General features: G+C 64.4%; 15 protein-coding genes. 5 read left to right on the forward strand and 10 right to left on the reverse strand.

All coding sequences use genetic code 11. From position 1 onward, the window contains the following. Positions 1 to 19: 19 nt before the first annotated feature. Positions 20 to 3,421: a PAS domain S-box protein gene (locus J7396_RS13190; RefSeq protein ID WP_209261565.1), complete on the forward strand. Its 3,402-nt coding sequence runs from the start codon at positions 20 to 22 to the stop codon at positions 3,419 to 3,421. A gap of 170 nt (positions 3,422 to 3,591) precedes the next feature. Here the strand turns inward: J7396_RS13190 and J7396_RS13195 are convergent, their stop codons facing one another. Both J7396_RS13195 and J7396_RS13200 read right to left on the reverse strand, forming a co-directional pair. Continuing rightward, positions 3,592 to 5,955, reverse strand: coding sequence for a Tex family protein (locus J7396_RS13195; protein ID WP_209261566.1), 2,364 nt, complete (start codon positions 5,953 to 5,955; stop codon positions 3,592 to 3,594). A gap of 102 nt (positions 5,956 to 6,057) precedes the next feature. Beyond that, on the reverse strand, positions 6,058 to 6,285 hold the full coding sequence (locus J7396_RS13200) for a hypothetical protein (protein WP_008573245.1): 228 nt from the start codon (positions 6,283 to 6,285) through the stop codon (positions 6,058 to 6,060). A 192-nt stretch (positions 6,286 to 6,477) separates the two neighbouring features. On the opposite strand from J7396_RS13200, the gene J7396_RS13205 reads away from it, so the two are divergent. Continuing rightward, entirely contained in the window at positions 6,478 to 7,689 is a 1,212-nt protein-coding gene (locus tag J7396_RS13205) for an FAD-dependent oxidoreductase (protein WP_122272902.1), read from the forward strand. Here J7396_RS13205 and J7396_RS13210 read toward each other — a convergent pair. The 5 genes from J7396_RS13210 to J7396_RS13230 all read right to left on the reverse strand — a co-directional run bounded on the left by J7396_RS13210 (position 7,647) and on the right by J7396_RS13230 (position 11,464). Beyond that, complete coding sequence (locus J7396_RS13210) at positions 7,647 to 8,123, reverse strand: hypothetical protein (protein WP_014090228.1); 477 nt, start codon at positions 8,121 to 8,123, stop codon at positions 7,647 to 7,649. The genes J7396_RS13205 and J7396_RS13210 overlap by 43 nt on opposite strands. Before the next feature lie 8 nt (positions 8,124 to 8,131). Further along, the gene (locus J7396_RS13215; RefSeq protein ID WP_011347425.1) at positions 8,132 to 8,329 is read right to left on the reverse strand and encodes a PspC domain-containing protein; all 198 of its coding nucleotides are present in this window, start codon (positions 8,327 to 8,329) and stop codon (positions 8,132 to 8,134) included. A 115-nt stretch (positions 8,330 to 8,444) separates the two neighbouring features. Beyond that, the gene (locus tag J7396_RS13220) at positions 8,445 to 9,521 is read right to left on the reverse strand and encodes a class III poly(R)-hydroxyalkanoic acid synthase subunit PhaC (protein ID WP_011347424.1); all 1,077 of its coding nucleotides are present in this window, start codon (positions 9,519 to 9,521) and stop codon (positions 8,445 to 8,447) included. After that, positions 9,518 to 10,747: a class III poly(R)-hydroxyalkanoic acid synthase subunit PhaE gene (gene phaE / locus J7396_RS13225; RefSeq protein WP_209261567.1), complete on the reverse strand. Its 1,230-nt coding sequence runs from the start codon at positions 10,745 to 10,747 to the stop codon at positions 9,518 to 9,520. Before phaE ends, J7396_RS13220 begins: the two co-directional genes overlap by 4 nt. A 54-nt stretch (positions 10,748 to 10,801) precedes the next feature. Then, positions 10,802 to 11,464 (reverse strand): CDP-alcohol phosphatidyltransferase family protein, encoded by a 663-nt coding sequence (locus J7396_RS13230; RefSeq protein ID WP_011347422.1) that lies wholly within the window; start codon positions 11,462 to 11,464, stop codon positions 10,802 to 10,804. Positions 11,465 to 11,548: 84 nt separating this feature from the next. On the opposite strand from J7396_RS13230, the gene J7396_RS13235 reads away from it, so the two are divergent. Continuing rightward, a complete protein-coding gene (locus tag J7396_RS13235) occupies positions 11,549 to 12,307 on the forward strand; it encodes a 3-hydroxybutyrate dehydrogenase (RefSeq protein WP_011347421.1) in 759 nt (252 codons plus the stop codon). Positions 12,308 to 12,667: 360 nt separating this feature from the next. Here the strand turns inward: J7396_RS13235 and J7396_RS13240 are convergent, their stop codons facing one another. The 3 genes from J7396_RS13240 to J7396_RS13250 form a co-directional block, all read right to left on the reverse strand. Then, entirely contained in the window at positions 12,668 to 13,156 is a 489-nt protein-coding gene (locus J7396_RS13240; RefSeq protein ID WP_008573201.1) for an 8-oxo-dGTP diphosphatase, read from the reverse strand. 70 nt (positions 13,157 to 13,226) lie between these two features. Next, on the reverse strand, positions 13,227 to 13,736 hold the full coding sequence (locus tag J7396_RS13245; RefSeq protein WP_008573198.1) for a DUF1249 domain-containing protein: 510 nt from the start codon (positions 13,734 to 13,736) through the stop codon (positions 13,227 to 13,229). Positions 13,737 to 13,924: 188 nt separating this feature from the next. Then, a complete protein-coding gene (locus tag J7396_RS13250; RefSeq protein WP_003482830.1) occupies positions 13,925 to 14,746 on the reverse strand; it encodes a pyruvate, water dikinase regulatory protein in 822 nt (273 codons plus the stop codon). A gap of 142 nt (positions 14,747 to 14,888) precedes the next feature. Between J7396_RS13250 and ppsA the strand changes: the two genes are divergently transcribed. Together ppsA and J7396_RS13260 are read left to right on the forward strand one after the other, a co-directional pair. Next, positions 14,889 to 17,267 carry a phosphoenolpyruvate synthase gene (ppsA, locus tag J7396_RS13255; RefSeq protein WP_209261568.1) on the forward strand — a complete coding sequence of 793 codons (2,379 nt, stop codon included), beginning with the start codon at positions 14,889 to 14,891 and terminating at the stop codon, positions 17,265 to 17,267. Next, positions 17,267 to 18,259, forward strand: a complete 993-nt coding sequence (locus J7396_RS13260) for a mechanosensitive ion channel family protein (protein ID WP_008577156.1) — start codon at positions 17,267 to 17,269, stop codon at positions 18,257 to 18,259. The genes ppsA and J7396_RS13260 overlap by 1 nt, the downstream gene beginning before the upstream one ends. Positions 18,260 to 18,356: the final 97 nt, after the last annotated feature.

An 18,356-nucleotide genomic window follows, 5' to 3' on the forward strand; every position in this document is an offset into this window, starting at 1 on the left:
ATGACGGGCGGGTCGCTGGATGGATATCGCCGTGTCGCCGTTAGCCGGCTTGCTGCCGGAGACGAGCGAAACTGCAGCATTACTGGCCGCTTCCGTGCACGCTGCGGACGCGCTGTTGGGCGACAGCCCCGCGCTGCGCACAGCACTCTCGATCTGCCTGCATGCGCAAGTTCCGATGCTGCTCGTATGGGGCCGCGACGAGCGCTGTATCTACAACGATGCCTGCATTGCACGACTGGGACCGCACCACCCGGCGGCATTCGGGCAGCCGCGTGCGGCGCTGACATATGCATCCAATCGCGATGGCGATGACGAACCAGCCGCGGCAATGGCCCTGGAGCTGGAGCGCTGGTCATGCAGCCCAGTGCTGCAAACGGGCGAGCAGGTAGGCGCGCTCTACATCGGCGTTGCGGATTCGACCGCTGACGTCAGCGAACAACGTCGCAGCGATAGTCGCGACAGTTTTCTATTGATGCTGGAAGACGCACTGCAGCACGTGTCCGATCCGCGGCAGATCATCGACACCAGCGTGCGCCTGCTTGGCGAGCATCTGCAGGCGAACCGTTGCGCATTCGGTCTGGTCGCTGCCGATGGCAGCACCATGCATGTCATCAGCGACCATGTGCAGGACATGCCGAGCCTGCAAGGCGACTTCCCACTGGAGGCCGCACAGGGCCTGCGCGATGCGCTGCTGGCGAACCGCCCCTGGTTCACGACCGATGCGATGGCGCCGGGTGCGCCGGACTATGTGGCCGAGCAGTACCGCCGCTCCGGCTTGCGCGCCTCGCTGGCCATTCCGCTGCACAAGCACGACCGATTGGTGGCCGCGATCGGCGTCCATCAGCGCGCACCGCGGCGCTGGCTGTCGGCGGAGATCGAACTGGTGCGATTGGTCGTGGCACGCTGCTGGGAATCGATGCAACGGGCCAAGGCGCAGCAGCAACTCGCGGCCAACGAAGCGCGCCTGCGCCGCCTCGCCGATACGCTGCCGCAGATCATCTTCATTGCCGATCCGGACGGACGACCGCACTACTTCAACCAGCGCTGGTACGAGTACACCGGCCTGGATCCTTCCAGCAACGAAGATGCCGCCTGGCACCGCGCGCACACCGCCGATGGTCTGCGCCTGTCCGAGCAGGCGTGGAGCCTGGCATTGAAAGGCCAGCGCGCTCTCGAGGTGGAGTGCGAACTGCTGCGTCACGACGGGCAATCGCGCTGGCACCTGGTGCGCGCGCTCCCGGTGCGCGGCGACGATGGCAGCATCAGCGAGTGGATCGGTACCTACACCGACATTCATGACCGGCGCGCATTCGAGCAGCAATTGCGCGAAAGCGAAGTGCGCTTCCGTGCGCTCTGCGAGACGGTGCCAGCGATGATCTGGATGGCCGACGCGCAAGGCGATTGCGTGTACTGGAATCCGCGCTGGTACAACTTCACCGGACAGGGGGAAGACCAGGCACTGGATCAGGGCTGGTGGGATGTGATGCATCCGGACGATGCAGCACGCGTGCGGCATGCCTTTGAACAGGCACTCGAGCAACGCGGCGAATTCCTCGCCGAATACCGCGTGCGCCGCCACGACGGGCAATACCGCTGGTGCATCGACACCGCATCCCCGCACTTCGCCAGCGACGGACGGTTTCTTGGGCACATCGGCTCGCTCACCGACATCTCCGAACGCAAGCACATCGAAGATGCCACCGCTTCGGACCGCGCAATCCTGAGTTTGATCACCACCGGCGCACCATTGCCGGTGGTGCTGGATGCGATCGCATTGAGTGTGGAGGCACGCGGTGAAATCCCGTTGTACTGCTCGGTGATGGTGCGCGATGAGATCCGCCACACCTTGAGTTTCGGCTCGGCACCGCATTTTCCGATCGAGTACCGCGGGCACTTCGAGCCATCGCCGATCGGGCCGGAGGGTCCGCCGTGCGCCCTGTCGGCGCACCTGGGTCGTCAGGTGATCTGCAGCGATCTCCAGGCCGATGCAAGCTTCAGCAGCCACCATGCGATCTCGGCAACGATGGGCATCGCCGCGTGTTGCGTTACCCCGATCCTGGCCAGCAACGGGCAGGTATTGGGCACGCTCAATATCTATTACGACCGCCCTCACCTACCGTCCTTGCGCGAGCAGGCGGTGGCGCGCTCGGCCTCGCACCTGGCCGGCATCGTGATCGAACGCACCCGGGTGGATGCCAAGCTCAAGCTGTCGTTGCAGGCGGAAACCGCCGCGCGCGCGCAGGCCGAGCATGCCAACCGGGTCAAGGACGAATTCCTGGCCACGCTCAGCCATGAGTTGCGCACACCCCTCAACGCGATCCTGGGTTGGTCGCGGTTGATGCAATCGGACATCGCCGATCCGGCCAATATGGGCCGGGGCCTGGTGATCATCGAACGCAGTGCGCGCGCGCAGACGCAGATCATCGACGACCTGCTGGATATGAGCGCGATCCTGTCCGGCAAGATCCGCCTGCAGGCCGAGCATTTCGATATCGCCGGGTTGGTGCGCAGCGTGCTGGAACTCATGCAGCCGACCGCGTTGGCGCGCAAGATCGCACTGGAGCTGGATGCGCCTTGCGATGGCGAGCTGTGGTTCTTCGGCGATGCCGGGCGGCTGCAGCAGGTGCTGACCAACCTGCTCAGCAATGCGCTGAAGTTCACCCCTGCCGGCGGTACGGTGCGAGTGGCGATGGATGTCGAAGACGAGCGGCTGCGCCTGTGCGTGCAGGACACCGGGATCGGCATTGCGGCGGATTTCCTGCCGCATGTGTTCGACCGTTTTCGTCAGGCCGATGCAGGCACTACACGGCGCGTGGGCGGCCTGGGGCTGGGCCTGTCGATCTCGCGTCAGTTGGTGGACCTGCATGGCGGCAGTCTTGGCGCCTCCAGCGCGGGCGAAGGCCAGGGCGCGCTATTTACCATCGTGTTGCCGTTCCAGCACGGGGTCAGCGATCTGCGGCCTGCCTCGGCAGACACCACCCACGTGGGCGCGCTGCCGGACGAGTGCCGCGACCGCCTGGCTGGCGTGCGCGTCCTGCTGGTCGACGACGATCAGGATTCGCGCGAAGCGGTGATGCAGTTCCTGATGCTGGCCGGGGCGCAGGTGCAGGCTGCCGGGTCGGTGGACGCGGCCGAGCACTGCTTGGCGAACGCGCACTTCGATGTATTGGTCAGCGATATCGCGATGCCCTTGCGCGATGGCTACGACTTGATCCGCACCGTGCGTTCGGGCCGCGCCGATCTGCCGCGGCATATTCCGGCCATCGCCCTGACCGCCTATGTCCGCGAAGAAGACCGCGACCGCGCGGTAGTAGCCGGCTTCGATGCGCACATGGGCAAGCCGGTGGAACCACCCGGCCTGGTCGACCTGATCGAACGCTTGATCTTGCCCACGCGCGCGGTGCGGGCTGCAGTGGAGTAGCACCGGAGCGTGCTTGGTCGATGACTTCGTCACCGATCGGCACACTGAGGATGCTTGCCTGCGCCGAAGGCTTTTACTTATAAGCCAAACCGCAGACCAATCCATCGCCACATTAGATCCGCGCCAAGCCATTCAACCACGCCGATCAACCGACAGATCAAAAGCGCGACTTAGCTACGTTTGGCACGCGCGAATGCGGCAGCCAGGGCGTTGTCCGCCGGCGGCGCGGTGATCCGCGGTTTGCTATTGGCCTGCGCCTGACCGCGTCCACCACCGTCGCGCCTGCCCTGCCCCGGACCGCCGCTGCCACGGGCTTCGCGCGGTTGCGCTGCGCCATCCGCCGCTGGCGGCGTGTCGGACAGACGACAGGTCAGCGCGATGCGCTTGCGCGCCACATCCACCTCCAGCACCTTGACCTTGACGATGTCGCCGGCCTTGACCACATCGCGCGGATCCTTGACGAAGGTCTCCGACAACGCCGAGATGTGCACCAATCCATCCTGATGCACGCCGATATCGACGAACGCACCGAACGCGGCCACATTGCTGACCACACCTTCGAGCACCATGCCCGGCTTGAGGTGCTTGATGTCCTCGATGCCTTCGGCGAACTGCGCTGCCTTGAACTCCGGGCGCGGATCGCGGCCGGGTTTTTCCAGCTCTTTCAGGATGTCGCGCACGGTCGGCACACCGAATTGGTCGTCGGTGAACATCTCCGGCTTCAGGCCACGCAGAAAACTGCCGTCGCCCAGCAATGCCTTGATCGGCTTGCCGGTGCTGCTCACGATGAGTTCCACCACCGGATACGCTTCCGGATGCACCGCCGACACATCCAACGGCTCCTCGCCATCGGCAATGCGCAGGAAACCGGCGCATTGCTCGAAGGTCTTCTCGCCCAGCCGCGGCACCTTGAGCAGGTCCTTGCGTCGCTTGAACGGGCCATTGTCGTCGCGGTGACGCACGATATTTTCCGCCACCGTGCCTGACAGCCCGGACACGCGCGACAACAACGCCGCCGAGGCCGTATTGACGTAGACACCGACCGCGTTGACGCAGTCTTCCACCCGCGCTTCCAATGCCTTGGCCAGACGGTATTGATCCACATCGTGCTGGTACTGGCCCACGCCGATCGCCTTGGGCTCGATCTTCACCAGTTCGGCCAATGGATCCTGCAGACGGCGCGCGATCGACACGGCGCCACGCAGCGACACATCCAGATTCGGGAATTCTTTGGCCGCGAACTCCGAGGCCGAATACACCGATGCGCCCGCCTCGCTCACCACCACCTTCTGTACCTTGGCAGCGCCGCACAGCGCAATCGCCTCACCGGCCAGCTTGTCGGTCTCGCGGCTGGCGGTGCCGTTGCCGATCGCGATCAGCTCCACGTTGTGCTGCATGCACAACTTTTTGATGGTCTGCAGCGACTGATCCCACTGCCGCTTGGGTTCGTGCGGATAAATCGTTTCGGTGGCCACCAGCTTGCCGGTGGCATCGACCACGGCGATCTTGCAACCGGTACGGATGCCCGGATCCAGCCCAAGCACCACCCGCGGACCGGCCGGCGCTGCCAGCATCAGGTCCTTGAGGTTGTCGCCGAATACCGCGATCGCTTCGGCCTCGGCCTTTTCGCGCGCCTGGTTGAACAGGTCCAACAGCAAGTGCATATGCAACTTGGCGCGCCAGGTCAGCCGGCACGCGTCCAGCAACCAGCGATCGGCTGGACGGCCTTCGTTGGAGATACCGGCATTGCGCGCCACACGGGCTTCGGCGTACTGGTGGCCAGCCTCGGCATCGCTGCCCGGATCCAGATCCAGATACAGGATTTCTTCGCGGCGTGCGCGAAACAGCGCCAGCAAGCGGTGCGAAGGAATCTTCGCCAATGTTTCGGCGTGATCGAAGTAGTCGCGGTACTTGGCACCGGCCTCTTCCTTGCCCTCGGCGACCCGTGCGCGGATCACGCCATTGTCGCTCAGCCAACTGCGCAGCTCACCGACCAGCGCCGCATCTTCGCCCCAGCGCTCCATCAGGATGGCGCGCGCGCCTTCCAGCGCCGCCTTGCTGTCGGCAACGCCTTTCTCGGCATCGACGAAGGCTGCCGCGGCCACGTCCGGGGATTGCGTCGGGTCCGCCAACAGGCCATCGGCCAGTGGCTCCAGCCCGGCTTCGCGCGCGATCTGCGCGCGGGTGCGGCGCTTGGGCTTGTAGGGCAGGTACAGGTCTTCCAGCCGCGACTTGGTGTCGGCTGCCAAGATCTCGTTGCGCAATTCGTCGCTGAGCTTGCCCTGCTCGCCGATGCTGGACAGGATCGCCGCGCGGCGCTCTTCCAGCTCGCGCAGATAGGTCAGGCGCGTTTCCAGGTTGCGCAGCTGAGTGTCGTCCAGCCCGCCGGTGACTTCCTTGCGGTAGCGGGCGATGAAGGGGACGCTGGCGCCTTCGTCGAGCAAGGCGATGGCGGCGTGCGCCTGGGCGGGCTGGGCACCGATCTCATCGGCGATGGTGCGAGCAATCTGCTGGGCGAGCTGGCTATCGTGCATGACGGCGCGGGGTGACCCGCTTCACTGAAAAACGCATTTTCGCAGTGCCGGCCCGCCACGGAAACCCGTTGACAACGCCGCCGTAAACCTATGCTGCCGCGCTCAGCTGACCTGACGAGCGTAATGGGTGGCGGCACGTTCGACCAGAATGCTTTCGTGCAGCGACTCCAGCGCCATCACACGGATCTTGCCGACATCCTTCAGCGGCACCATGCGTTCGACATACACCTCCGGGCCAGCATCGGTCATCGCACGCGACTTGCTGAAACCGTAAGGCACCACGCCCTTGTCGCCATCTTTGCTGCCACCGACGTACAGGACAATCGACATACCCACACCCTCTTCTGCTGCTGTTGCTGCGTTGTGGCGGCAGGATAACCAGCACGCCGTGAGGAGCTTTCCACGCACGTTAACGCTGGCTGTTTGCCGTTTGGTGACGGCGGCAAGGCCGGGCTCGCCTCACGGCCGCTTCACCCCGCTTGGCGGTCAATCGCCGTCCATCCGCTCGCTGCTCGACACCGCATGGACCTCAAAAGTGGCTACCCGTTCTGGTCGATCCGCAACGGGTTGATGCGCGCGTACCCGCGCCTGGAGCAAGACACCGTCTGCGAAGTGGCCATCGTCGGTGGTGGGGTGACCGCCGCGCTGATTGCCCACGAATTGGTGCGCCATGGGCACGAAGTCGCGGTAGTCGAACAGCGCGACATCGGCTGGGGCAGCACCTCGGCCAGCACCGCATTGCTCCAGTACGAAATCGATACACCGATGATCGAACTGGCCAGACAGCACGGCATGCAGGCAGCGGCGCTGGCCTATGGGGCGTGCGCGCAAGCCATCCTCGACCTGCAGGGCCTGTGCAATACCTTCGGCGGCACCGACTTCACGCGCCAGGACAGCCTGTACTACGCCAGCCGCTCGCGCGATATCAAAGACCTGCGCAGCGAGCTGGAGACCCGCCAGGCGCAGAGACTGCCGGTGGAGTGGATCGAACGCGAGCCGCTCTGGCACAACTACGGCGTGCATTCGGATGGCGCGATTCTGAGCCGCCTGGCCGCCAGCGTAGACCCGTACCGCCTGTGCTACCGCCTGTTTTCCGAGTGCGAGCAATACGGCGCACGCATCTATGACCGCACCGCCATTGCCTCGATCGATCCGCACGACCCGCATGTCGACCTGCGCACCGAAGACGGTGTGAGCGTGCGCGCCCGTCACGTGATCCTGGCAGCCGGCTATGGCAACCAGCGCTGGCTCTCGCAGCCGGTGGCGCGCAATCGCAGCAGCTACGCCTTCGTGACCGACACCCTGCACGACAGCGAAATGGGCGCGCTCAAGCACACCATGATGTGGGAGACCGCGCGCCCGTATCTGTACCTGCGCAGCACACCAGACGGGCGCGTGGTCGCGGGTGGCGAAGACGACAACATCGACATTCCCCCTCGCCGCGACGCACGCGTGCAGGGCAAGCTCAGGACGTTGCTGAAGAAAATTGGCAAGACCATGCCCGATATGCGCCTGCGCCCGGCGTTCGCATGGGCTGGCACCTTCGCAGAGACTGCCGATGGATTGCCGTTCTTCGGGCCGCATGCCGAACTGGGGCCACGTGTATCGTTTGCGATGGCCTATGGCGGCAACGGCATTACCTATAGCGCCATTGGCGCAGGCTTGTTGCGTGCACAACTAGAGGGCACGCCTCACCCGCTGTCCGAATTGTTCGGCTTCGCGCGCCTGCGTTGAATCCCCCACGGCCACCAACCGTGGCCGTGCATCGCATAGGTATCGGCAGCCCGCTCCAGCGGATTGCGCACGTGGATGCCGCCGCACAGAACATACATGGGCAGGAACAGCGGCCCAAGCAGCATGTACTGATAGACATGCGCGCGCTCGTGGTCGCCCAGGCGCACCGGCGGATGCTGGCAACGGCCTGCGGCGTGCGCGTAGGTGCTGCACTGCAGGTCCAGCGATGCACCTTTCAGCAGGATCACGTTGCCCAACGTCATTGCGCCCCCCGGACCCCACGGCCACGCGTGAAAGGCCACGGCATGTTCCCGCGGCGACCAGACGGGACGCGCGCCGAAACACCAGCCGGCCGCGCCGATCGCGAGCCCGATCAAGGTATTGGGCAGCGTCCACAACGCGCCCAGCACCTGCAGTGCAGGCAGGCCGCGCATTACCGGCTTCAATCGGCCTGGTTGGGGATCAGCAGCCACAGAATCAGATACACCAGGATGCCGGGAAACGCGGCCGAGGCAATCGACACGATGACGAACAACACACGCAGCAGCGTCGAGCTCCAGCCAAAACGACGCGCAATGCCGCCAACGACACCGGCGATCATGCGGTCGTTGAGGGAGCGGGACAACGTGGTGGTAGACATGGCAGGACTCCTGCAAGACGTAGCCAACAGTCTAGAAAAAGCGGCCGCTGCACATCGTGATGGCCGCCCGGCCTGCTTGGCGCAGCATCACCTGCGCGGCGTGCAGGCAGCCATCTCAGGCATTGCCGCCGCGTTCCTGCAACCAGCGATGGATTGCCACCGGCACCTCGCGCTGCGCACGCCCGGAGACGTAGATTCCGATGTGCCCGCCACGGAAGCTCAATTCGCTGTAGTCGTCGCTGCCGACCAGCCCTCCTAGCGCCCGTGAGGCATCCGGCGGCACCAGGTGGTCGTGTTCGGCGTAGATATTCAGCACCGGCATGTCGAGCACCTGCAGATCGACTGCCTGTCCCCCGATGCTCACCTGCCCGGTGACCAACCCGTTGCGCTGATAGAACAACGTGACGAATTCGCGGAAGGCCTCACCGGCCAGGTCGGGCGAATCGAAGATCCACTTTTCCATGCGCAGGAAATCCTCCAGCGCCTGCTTGTCGTCGAGGATGTCGAGCAGGCCCACGTATTTCTGCAGATTCAGCCGGAACGGCTTGAGCATCAGGTAACTGGCGTTCATCAGGTCTGCCGGCACATTGCCCATCGTGTCCACGAACAGATCCACATCGACCATCCGCGCCCAGTTGGACAGCATGTTGTCGGGAGTATGGAAATCCACCGGCGTTACCATGGTGATCAGGTTGCGCACCTTGTCGCGTTGCAGCGCGGCGTAGCACAACGAAAACGTGCCGCCCTGACAGATGCCGAGCACATCGACCGCTTCCAGCCCCGACTGCGCCCGCAGGTGATCCACCGCACCGTCGATATAGCGCAGCAAATAATCTTCCAGCGTGAGGTAGCGCTCGGATCGGTCCGGGTAGCCCCAATCCAGCACGTAGACATCCTGGCCGTGACTCAATAGCCCCTTCACCAGCGAGCGATCCGCCTGCAGATCGACCATGTAGGGGCGATTGACCAATGCATAGACAATCAGCAGCGGCGTCTTCGCCACCGGTGCCTGCTCGCCGATGAAGCGGTATAGCACCACCTTGCCATCGCGCCAGATTTCTTCGCGCTCGGTGACGCCGTAATCCACATCGTCCACGCCCGGCAGCAACTTGAGCCCTTCGCGCAACTTGCGTTGCATCGACAAGGTTTCCTGCATCAGGTCTTCGGCACTGAATCCCAACGGACCTTTCATGCCTGCGCTCCACGTTTTTTACCTGCAGCGGGTTTACGGTCCGCAGGCTTGGGCGGGGATTTCGCCCCACCGCGCTTCTTGACCGAGGTCGTTTTCGTCGACTTGGAGACCGCTGGCGCCTGTTTCGGAGCCGCCTTTTTCGTCGCGGTCCTGTCGACGGACGCCTTCTTGGATGCACCCGGCTTGACTGCCCGTGCTGCCTCCGCCGGCCGCGCTGCCGCCGCACTGGCGCTGGCGGACGACGCGCGCTTGCCCGCCGCCGATGTCACCGTTTCAGGCTGCGGCGCCGCAGCGGGCTTGCTTGCCGGTGAAGCTGCGTTACGCAGCATCCGCCTGACCAGGCGTTCCAGTTCGGCAATGCGCCGATGCGCGGCGTCCATCTCCGAACGTGTGGGCATGCCGAAGCGTTCGCTGAGTTGCTCGACCTCTTCCTGCAGCGCAGCGCGCAGACGCATGTGCGCATTGGCAAAACCGCCGTACACCTTGCGGAACTGCTCCGACAAGGCGACATCGGCATAGGACTCTTCGGCCGCCTCGATCCACAGATCGAACAGGGCGCGGGCGCTGGTCAACTGGCTACCGCTGCTCTCGTGCTCGCTCAGCTTGGACGCGAAACGCGCGAACGCCTGCTCGATCGCCGCCTTGAGTTGCTCGCCATAGGCCTCCGACTGGGCCTGGAACTCCTGCTGTGCGCGTGCCAGTTTCTGCAGGCGCGACTGGTGGTTGCGGTTCAATCCGAACGCCGGCATGTCCAGCCAGGGCGCATTTTCCTCGCGCCACTTCTGCAGCGCCTGCGCCGCGTCCTGCAGCCATGGGTCGAACCCACCTGGGCTGCCGCCGCGCAGCGAACCCAAGGTCCACTGCATCAGCTGTTCGCCCTGCCCTTGTACGGCCTGGCGCCAGGCCTCGGCCACTTCATTGGCCGAGGTGTCGCGCCCGGCAAACTGCGCGGCCACCTGCTGCATGATCCCGAACCAGTCGCCGGCCTGGGTGCGAAAGCGGTCGATGGCCTCCTGCGCCTGCGGGGCGGCCTGGGTGGGCAGCAACTGCGACCACCAATCCACGGCCTTGCGCCAATCCTGCGGAGCATCGCTACCGGACGCTGGCGGTGGTTGTTGCGCGGCGGCGCCGGCCTGGCCGTGGCGCATGGCATCTCCCCAGGCAGCCCAATACTGGCGCGCCTTGTCGTCGAAGTTGCCGTTGTCCGAACCGCTGCTTGCCATCATCCCGTCCAGTGACCTTTACCCAGCCATCCTACCGCGTGCGTGGCGGTGTGCCGCTCAGGGCTTGGGGATACGCAGCGTCTTGCTGATCATCAGCGAGCCGGACACCGCAAACAGCAGCACCAGCGGATGGAACTGCCACGGCCCCAGTTGCCATTGCCCCCACCACAAGGTGTCGCCGATATGCCCGCTGCTGGCGGCAACGGCGAGCAGGATCACCAATACCAGGCTGGTCGGAATGGGCGTTCCTTCGAAATACGGCACCTTGTCGGCCTCGCCAGCGATCTCTTCGGCGGTGACGTTGTAGCGCGCCAGCCGGCTGACCCCGCAGCAGACGAAGTAGCTCAGCACCAGCCAGTCCCAACCGCCGCGCATGCCGCAGGCGTAGCCCAGCGCCGCCGGCGCCACGCCGAAGGAGATCACGTCTGCCAGCGAATCCAGTTCGCGGCCCAGTGTGGAAGACGCTTTGCGCCAGCGCGCCACGTGCCCGTCCAGCGCATCGAACACGAACGCCAGCGGGATCAAGGCCATGCCAAGCAGCAGATCGCCGCGATGCCCCTCTTGCAGGAACCGCATGGCCGCAAACACCGCGCCGGTGCCGCAGAACGCGTTGGCAAGCGTGAACCAGTCCGCGAGTTGGAAATCGCGCAGCATCGAAAAATGGCGTTTCATGCGGAGCCTGAGGTGAGCAAGGCGCAAAGGGTAACGCGCGCGCGCCATGCAGGCGACCGTTTCGCTGCACTCGGCTAGGCTGGCGATCCGCGTGACCGCTCCCGGCCGCGCACCACTTCACGAGGACATCCGATGCGCAGCATCCTGATCACCGGCGCGGGCAGCGGCATTGGCGCCGGTATCGCCAGCCAACTGGCGGCCGATGGCCATCATCTGCTCGTCAGCGATGTGCAGCTGGCGGACGCCGAGCGCACGGCCGAGGCGTTGCGCCAGGCAGGCGCCTCGGCCGAGGCGCTGGCGTTGGACGTGACCGATGCAGACAGCATTGCGCAGGCACTGGCCAACGCATCACGCGCCCCGCAGGTACTGGTGAACAATGCCGGCCTGCAGCATGTGGCCACACTGGAGGAGTTCCCGATGCAGCAGTGGGCGCTGCTGGTGGATGTCATGCTCACCGGCGCCGCACGCCTCAGTCGCGCCGTGCTGCCCGGCATGCGTGCAGCCGGCTATGGCCGCATCCTCAATATCGGCAGCATCCACTCGCTGGTGGCCAGCCCATACAAAAGTGCGTATGTCGCCGCCAAGCATGGCCTGGTCGGCCTGGCCAAGGTCATCGCGCTGGAAACCGCCGATTGCGACATCACCGTCAACACGCTCTGCCCCAGCTATGTGCGCACACCGCTGGTGGAGCGGCAGATTGCCGATCAGGCGCGCACCCGCGGCATCGCCGAGGACGCGGTGGTGCGCGATGTGATGCTCAAGCCGATGCCCAAGGGCGCCTTCATCGAGTATGACGAGCTGGCCGGCACGGTGGCGTTTCTGATGTCGCATGCCGCGCGCAACATCACCGGGCAAGCCATCGCCATCGACGGCGGCTGGACGGCCCAATGATCACGCTGGCGAAATTTTGACCAGGCGTCGCGCATGCCAGATGGCGCAAGGGGTGCGCGGACTTGTCCACAGACTTGCGCAGCGTCCATCCACAGGGGGTGTGGAGAACTGGGTGAGGCCTGCCGTTCTCGATAGCGTCGAAAGGCTCCCCGCGATTAATGTCAGACAGCGCACGGTTGAGCCTGGCTGGAATTGGTGCTGCGCTGCGAGCCGGCACGGCTCGCCGATCGGATGGGAAGCGCTGCTCCGCTTCCCCCATCGCACGTCGAGGACGTCGACCTACAGCAGTCGGGCTCGGTTAGGTCGCTGCCGGAACGGTGTCGGCGACACGTCCCCCATCGCGTTGTGCACGCGCAGCGATCAGATCCGCGAATACGTCCACGACTGCATGCGCCCGTCGCGATACGGCATGACGCCGTGGAACGGGCGCGGGTCGCCATCGAACACCAGCGGCAGGAAATGGCGGTCGCCTTCCCACATTGGCACCTGGTCCATCCGCTCGATCGCGATCCACTCCAGCGTCCCTTCCGGATTGGAGGTGTGGGGCGTGCCGTCGAAGCTGTGGATCAGGAACACGAAGCCCAGCCAGTCTTCGCCCTGCTTGCCGAAGCCCGGCCAGCTGATGGTGCCGCGCAGCTGCATCTGCCCGCAGTCGACGCCGGCTTCCTCGCGTATCTCGCGGCGCATGCAGGCCAGCACGTCTTCGTCCGGCTCCATCTTGCCGCCCAGGCCGTTGTATTTGCCCAGATGCTGGTCGCCGGGACGGGCATTGCGATGGATCATCAGCACCTGGGTGCCGTCCGGCGACAACAGGTAGCCGAGCGTGGCGACAATCGGGGTATAGGGCATGGCATGCGATCTGACACGAAGCGCATCAGTATGACTGAAGCGGCACGCCGCACGCGGCGGTAACGCCGGCTCAGCCGACGGCGGCCTGCGGATTCGGGCGCGGCGGTGCCACGTGATCGGTATCCAGGCGCAGGGTCGCAACGCCGTGGCCGCGTTCGGCCAGGTACTCCAGCCACTTGCCCAGGAACGTATTCATGCGCATGCGGTGGCTGATCAGCTCGGCCGGCGGCGGGAACATGCCCATCACGTCCTGCCAGCGCCGACCGACATAGCAATGCGTGGTCTCGGCCTGGCGCGCATCGCGGTACAGCCGCACATACGCCGATGGGTCCGGCTCGCCGGTGACCGGGTCGCACAGGTCGTAGGTCAGGCGCAGTTCCACCGTGTAGCGGTGGCATTCGATCACGTCCAGCCGCAGGTTCAGGCCATCGCCAATCGAGGACACGTACGAGCCCGGCGCAAGATCGGCCGGGGCGAACAGCCGGGTCAGATGTTGGAAGTTTTCTGCATACAAGCCCATCAGCCAGCCGAAGCGGCTCAGTTTGGGAATGCGTTCGAGTTTGCTCAGTGCTTGCGCCATGGACCGATCCTACACGCTGCGCCGCCGCACGGGCAGCATTGACGAGGGCCCAACGGCAGGCCTACCTTGGCGGAGCACTGCCCCGCCCGCTTTGCTCCCACAGCCGCCGCCGCAAGCGCACCGGTCGCTCTCCGTCCGATGCGCACGCTCGCAAGACCGGCGGGCCGGCGACCACGCCTGATCCCCGATCAAAACATCTCGCGTTGCAGGCCCAGGGTGGACAACACCTTGCTGGAGATTTCTTCGATCGAGGTATTGGTGGTGCTGAGCGAGGGAATGCGCTCCATCTGGAACATGCGCTCGGCGATCGCGACCTCGCGCCGGCAGGTCTCTGCCGCGCTGTAGCGCGAATTGGCGCGCCGCTCCTGACGAATTTGCTGCAACCGCTCAGGATCAATGGTCAAACCGAACAACTTGCTGCGGTAGTTACGCAACCGCGGCGGCAACTGCTCGTTTTCCAGATCTTCGTCGGTCAGCGGATAGTTGGCGGCGCGGATGCCGTAATGCAAGGCCAGATAGATGCAGGTCGGGGTCTTGCCCGCGCGCGACACTGCCACCAGGATCACATCGGCCTCGTCGTAATTGAGTGCAATGCCATCGTCGTGACTGAGCGCGAAGTTCATCGCGTTGATGCGGCGGTGATAGGTTTCGAAGTCGACCATGCCATGCGCGCGGCCCACACGCGAATGACGCGGCGCATTGAGCTCGCGCTCCAGCGGCTCGATGAAGGGCGCGAACACATCCAGCATCAGCGCGCCACTTTCGGCCAGGATCATGCTCAATTGTGGATCGACGCACGAATTGACCACGACCGGCCGCACCTGGTACCGCTCGCCTGCGGCGCGCACACGCATGGCGGCGTCGCGCGCTTTATCTGCATCATCGATGAACGACATGCGGTCGGTGACGAAGTTGAAACCGCTGAACTGCGTGAGCAGGCTATGCCCAATCGTTTCAGCGGTGATACCGGTTCCATCGGAGACGTAAAACACCGGCCGAATTGTTGACATCAAGACCACCTCTTTGAACTGGTGTCCAAAACTTACGGATTCATGCTTGTGCAGGCTCCGCTGTGCACTGCATCATAGCGGCTTCTTCCTACGGTCGCGGCCATTCAGCCCGCTCGGGCGATGGCCTTACGGAGCATCGCGCTTGAACGAGAATATCCTGTGGTTGCATGAGCTACGCCTGGCCGACCTGGCCCGCGTAGGCGGTAAAAATTCCTCACTTGGCGAGATGATCGGCAACCTGGCTGGGTTGGGCGTCTCGGTTCCCGGTGGATATGCGACGACCGCGGAAGCTTTCAAGGACTTCATCGCACACAACGATCTGTCCAAGCGCATCTTCGACAAGCTGGCGACGCTGGATGTCGAGGACGTCAATGCACTCACGCTGGCCGGCAAGGAAATCCGCGGCTGGGTGATCGATGCCCCGCTGCAGCCGGAACTGGACCGCGACATCCGCACCGCCTACGCCCAGTTGTGCGCCGAGAACGGCGGCGGTGAAGTTGCCGTGGCCGTGCGCTCCTCGGCAACCGCCGAAGACCTGCCGGACGCGTCGTTCGCAGGCCAGCAGGAGACCTTCCTCAATGTGACCGGCGCCGACGATGTGGTGCACAAGGTCAAGGAAGTGTTCGCCAGCCTCTACAACGACCGTGCGATCGCCTATCGCGTGCACCACGGCTTCAAGCATGAAGACGTGTTCCTGTCGGCCGGCGTGCAGTTGATGGTGCGCTCGGGCGTGGGCGCGGCAGGCGTCTTGTTTACGCTTGACACCGAATCCGGTTTCCGCGACGTGGTATTCGTCACCTCCAGCTTCGGTCTGGGCGAAATGGTCGTGCAGGGCGCGGTCAACCCCGACGAGTTCTACGTCTACAAACCCACGCTGACCGCGGGCAAGCCGGCAATCCTGCGCCGCTCGCTCGGCAGCAAGGCCATCCGCATGGTCTATTCGGACGTGCCCGGCGAGCGTGTGCGCACCGAAGACACCCCGGTGGAACTGCGCAACACCTTCTCGATCAGCGACGAAGACGTGCAGGAGCTGTCCAAGCAGGCGTTGGTGATCGAAAAGCATTACGGCCGCCCGATGGATATCGAGTGGGCCAAGGACGGCGTCAGCGGCAAGTTGTTCATTGTGCAGGCGCGTCCGGAGACGGTGAAGTCGCGCAGCCATGCGACCCAGATCGAACGTTTTGCGCTGGAAGCCAAGGACGCCAAAATCCTGGCCGAAGGCCGCGCGGTCGGTGCCAAGATCGGTAGCGGCGTGGCACGCGTGGTGCGTTCGTTGGACGACATGAATCGTGTCCAGGCTGGCGATGTGTTGATCGCCGACATGACCGACCCCGATTGGGAGCCGGTGATGAAGCGCGCCTCGGCCATCGTCACCAACCGCGGCGGCCGTACCTGCCATGCAGCGATTATCGCGCGTGAGCTCGGCGTGCCGGCCGTGGTCGGCTCGGGCAATGCCACCGCCGTGATCAAGGACGGCCAGGAAGTCACCGTCAGCTGCGCCGAGGGCGACACCGGCTTCATCTACGAAGGCAAGCTGGCGTTCGAGCGCACCACGACCGATCTGGGCAACATGCCGCCTGCCCCGCTGAAGATCATGATGAACGTCGCCAACCCGGAACGCGCGTTCGACTTCGGCCAGCTGCCCAATGCCGGCATCGGCCTGGCGCGCCTGGAAATGATCATCGCCTCGCACATCGGGGTGCATCCCAACGCCCTGCTGGAATACGACAAGCAGGATGCCGATGTCCGCAAGAAGATCGACGCCAAGATCGCCGGCTACGGCGATCCGGTCAGCTTCTATGTCAACCGCCTGGCCGAAGGCATCGCTACGCTGACCGCATCGGTCGCGCCGAATACCGTGATCGTGCGTTTGTCGGACTTCAAGTCCAACGAGTACGCCAACCTGATCGGCGGTTCGCGTTACGAGCCGCATGAAGAGAACCCGATGATCGGCTTCCGCGGCGCCAGCCGCTACGTCGACCCGTCCTTCACCAAGGCCTTCGCGCTGGAGTGCAAGGCGGTGTTGAAGGTGCGCAACGAGATGGGCCTGGACAACCTCTGGGTGATGATCCCGTTCGTGCGTACGCTGGAAGAAGGCCGCAAGGTGATCGAAGTGCTGGAGCAGAACGGGCTCAAGCAAGGCGAGAACGGTTTGAAGATCATCATGATGTGCGAGCTGCCGTCCAATGCGCTGCTGGCCGACGAGTTCCTGGAGATCTTCGACGGCTTCTCGATCGGCTCCAACGACCTGACCCAGCTCACCCTGGGCCTGGACCGCGATTCTTCGATCGTGGCGCACCTGTTCGATGAGCGGAACCCGGCGGTCAAGAAGCTGCTGTCGATGGCGATCAAGTCGGCGCGCGCCAAGGGCAAATACGTGGGGATCTGCGGCCAGGGGCCGTCCGACCACCCGGAACTGGCCGAGTGGCTGATGCAGGAAGGAATCGAATCGGTGTCGTTGAATCCCGACACCGTGGTCGACACCTGGCTGCGTCTGGCCAAGCTCAAGAGCGAGGGCTGATGGGACTGATGGGTGCGATGTGGGCAGCAGCTGCAGGAGCAGCTGCTGCAAGACCGGTTGCTGCAGCAGGAGCGGCAGCCGCGAAGCCCGCCGCGACCAGCGAGCCGGCATTCAACTGGGCCGCCATTCCGTGGGCGCAGTACGCGGTCAACTGGGGAGTGGCACTGCTGATCGTCGTGGTCGGCATGTGGCTGGCCCGGCAACTCAGCCAGTGGTTGCACCGCGCGCTCACCCGCGCACGCGTCGAGATCACGCTGACCAATTTCCTGCGCAACGTGATGTACGCGTTGTTGCTGGTGCTGGTCTTCGTCAGCGCATTGAGTCAGATCGGTGTGCCACCGACCTCACTGATCGCAGTGCTCGGCGCAGCAGGCCTGGCGGTCGGCCTTGCCCTGAAGGATTCGCTGTCCAACATCGCCGCAGGCGTGATGCTGATCGTGCTGCGGCCGATGCGCGATGGCGACCACGTGTTGATCGCCGGGCAGGAAGGCATCGTCGACGAGATCCGGATCTTCCAGACCCGGATCCGTTCGTTCGACGAACGCATGATCACCCTGCCAAACAGCACGATTACCACCGCCCCCATCGTCAACTACAGCACCCTGCCCAACCGCCGCCTGGAAGTGACGGTCGGCGTGGGCTACCAAGACGATCTGAAGAAGGCGCAGCAGCTGTTGCTGCAGATCGCCAAGGACAACCCGAACATCCTGGAGTCGCCTGCACCATTCGTGCAGGTGACCAACCTGGGCGAGAGTACGGTGGACCTGATGTTGTTCGCGTATGCGACCAACGGCAATTTCGGCGCTGCCAAGAGCACCACACTGGAGCAGATCCGCAACCAGTTGCTGGAAAACGGACTCAACATCCCCTACCCGCAGCGCGACCTGCACGTGTATCACCACGATGCCGATGGCAAGCCGATCTCCGACCTGTTGCTGAAAGGCATCGCAGACGATGGCGACCTGAGCAAGGGGCCTTCGTTGGCGCGCTGACGTACACAATGGCGTGATGGAAAGGCAGAAAAGGCCGCATCGAACGATGCGGCCTTTTTTGTTGATGCCTTTCTTGTCGGATGCTTTTGTTGGATGG

Origin of the sequence: Xanthomonas sp. A1809, from assembly GCF_017746015.1 — a bacterium.
GTDB lineage: Bacteria > Pseudomonadota > Gammaproteobacteria > Xanthomonadales > Xanthomonadaceae > Xanthomonas > Xanthomonas euvesicatoria.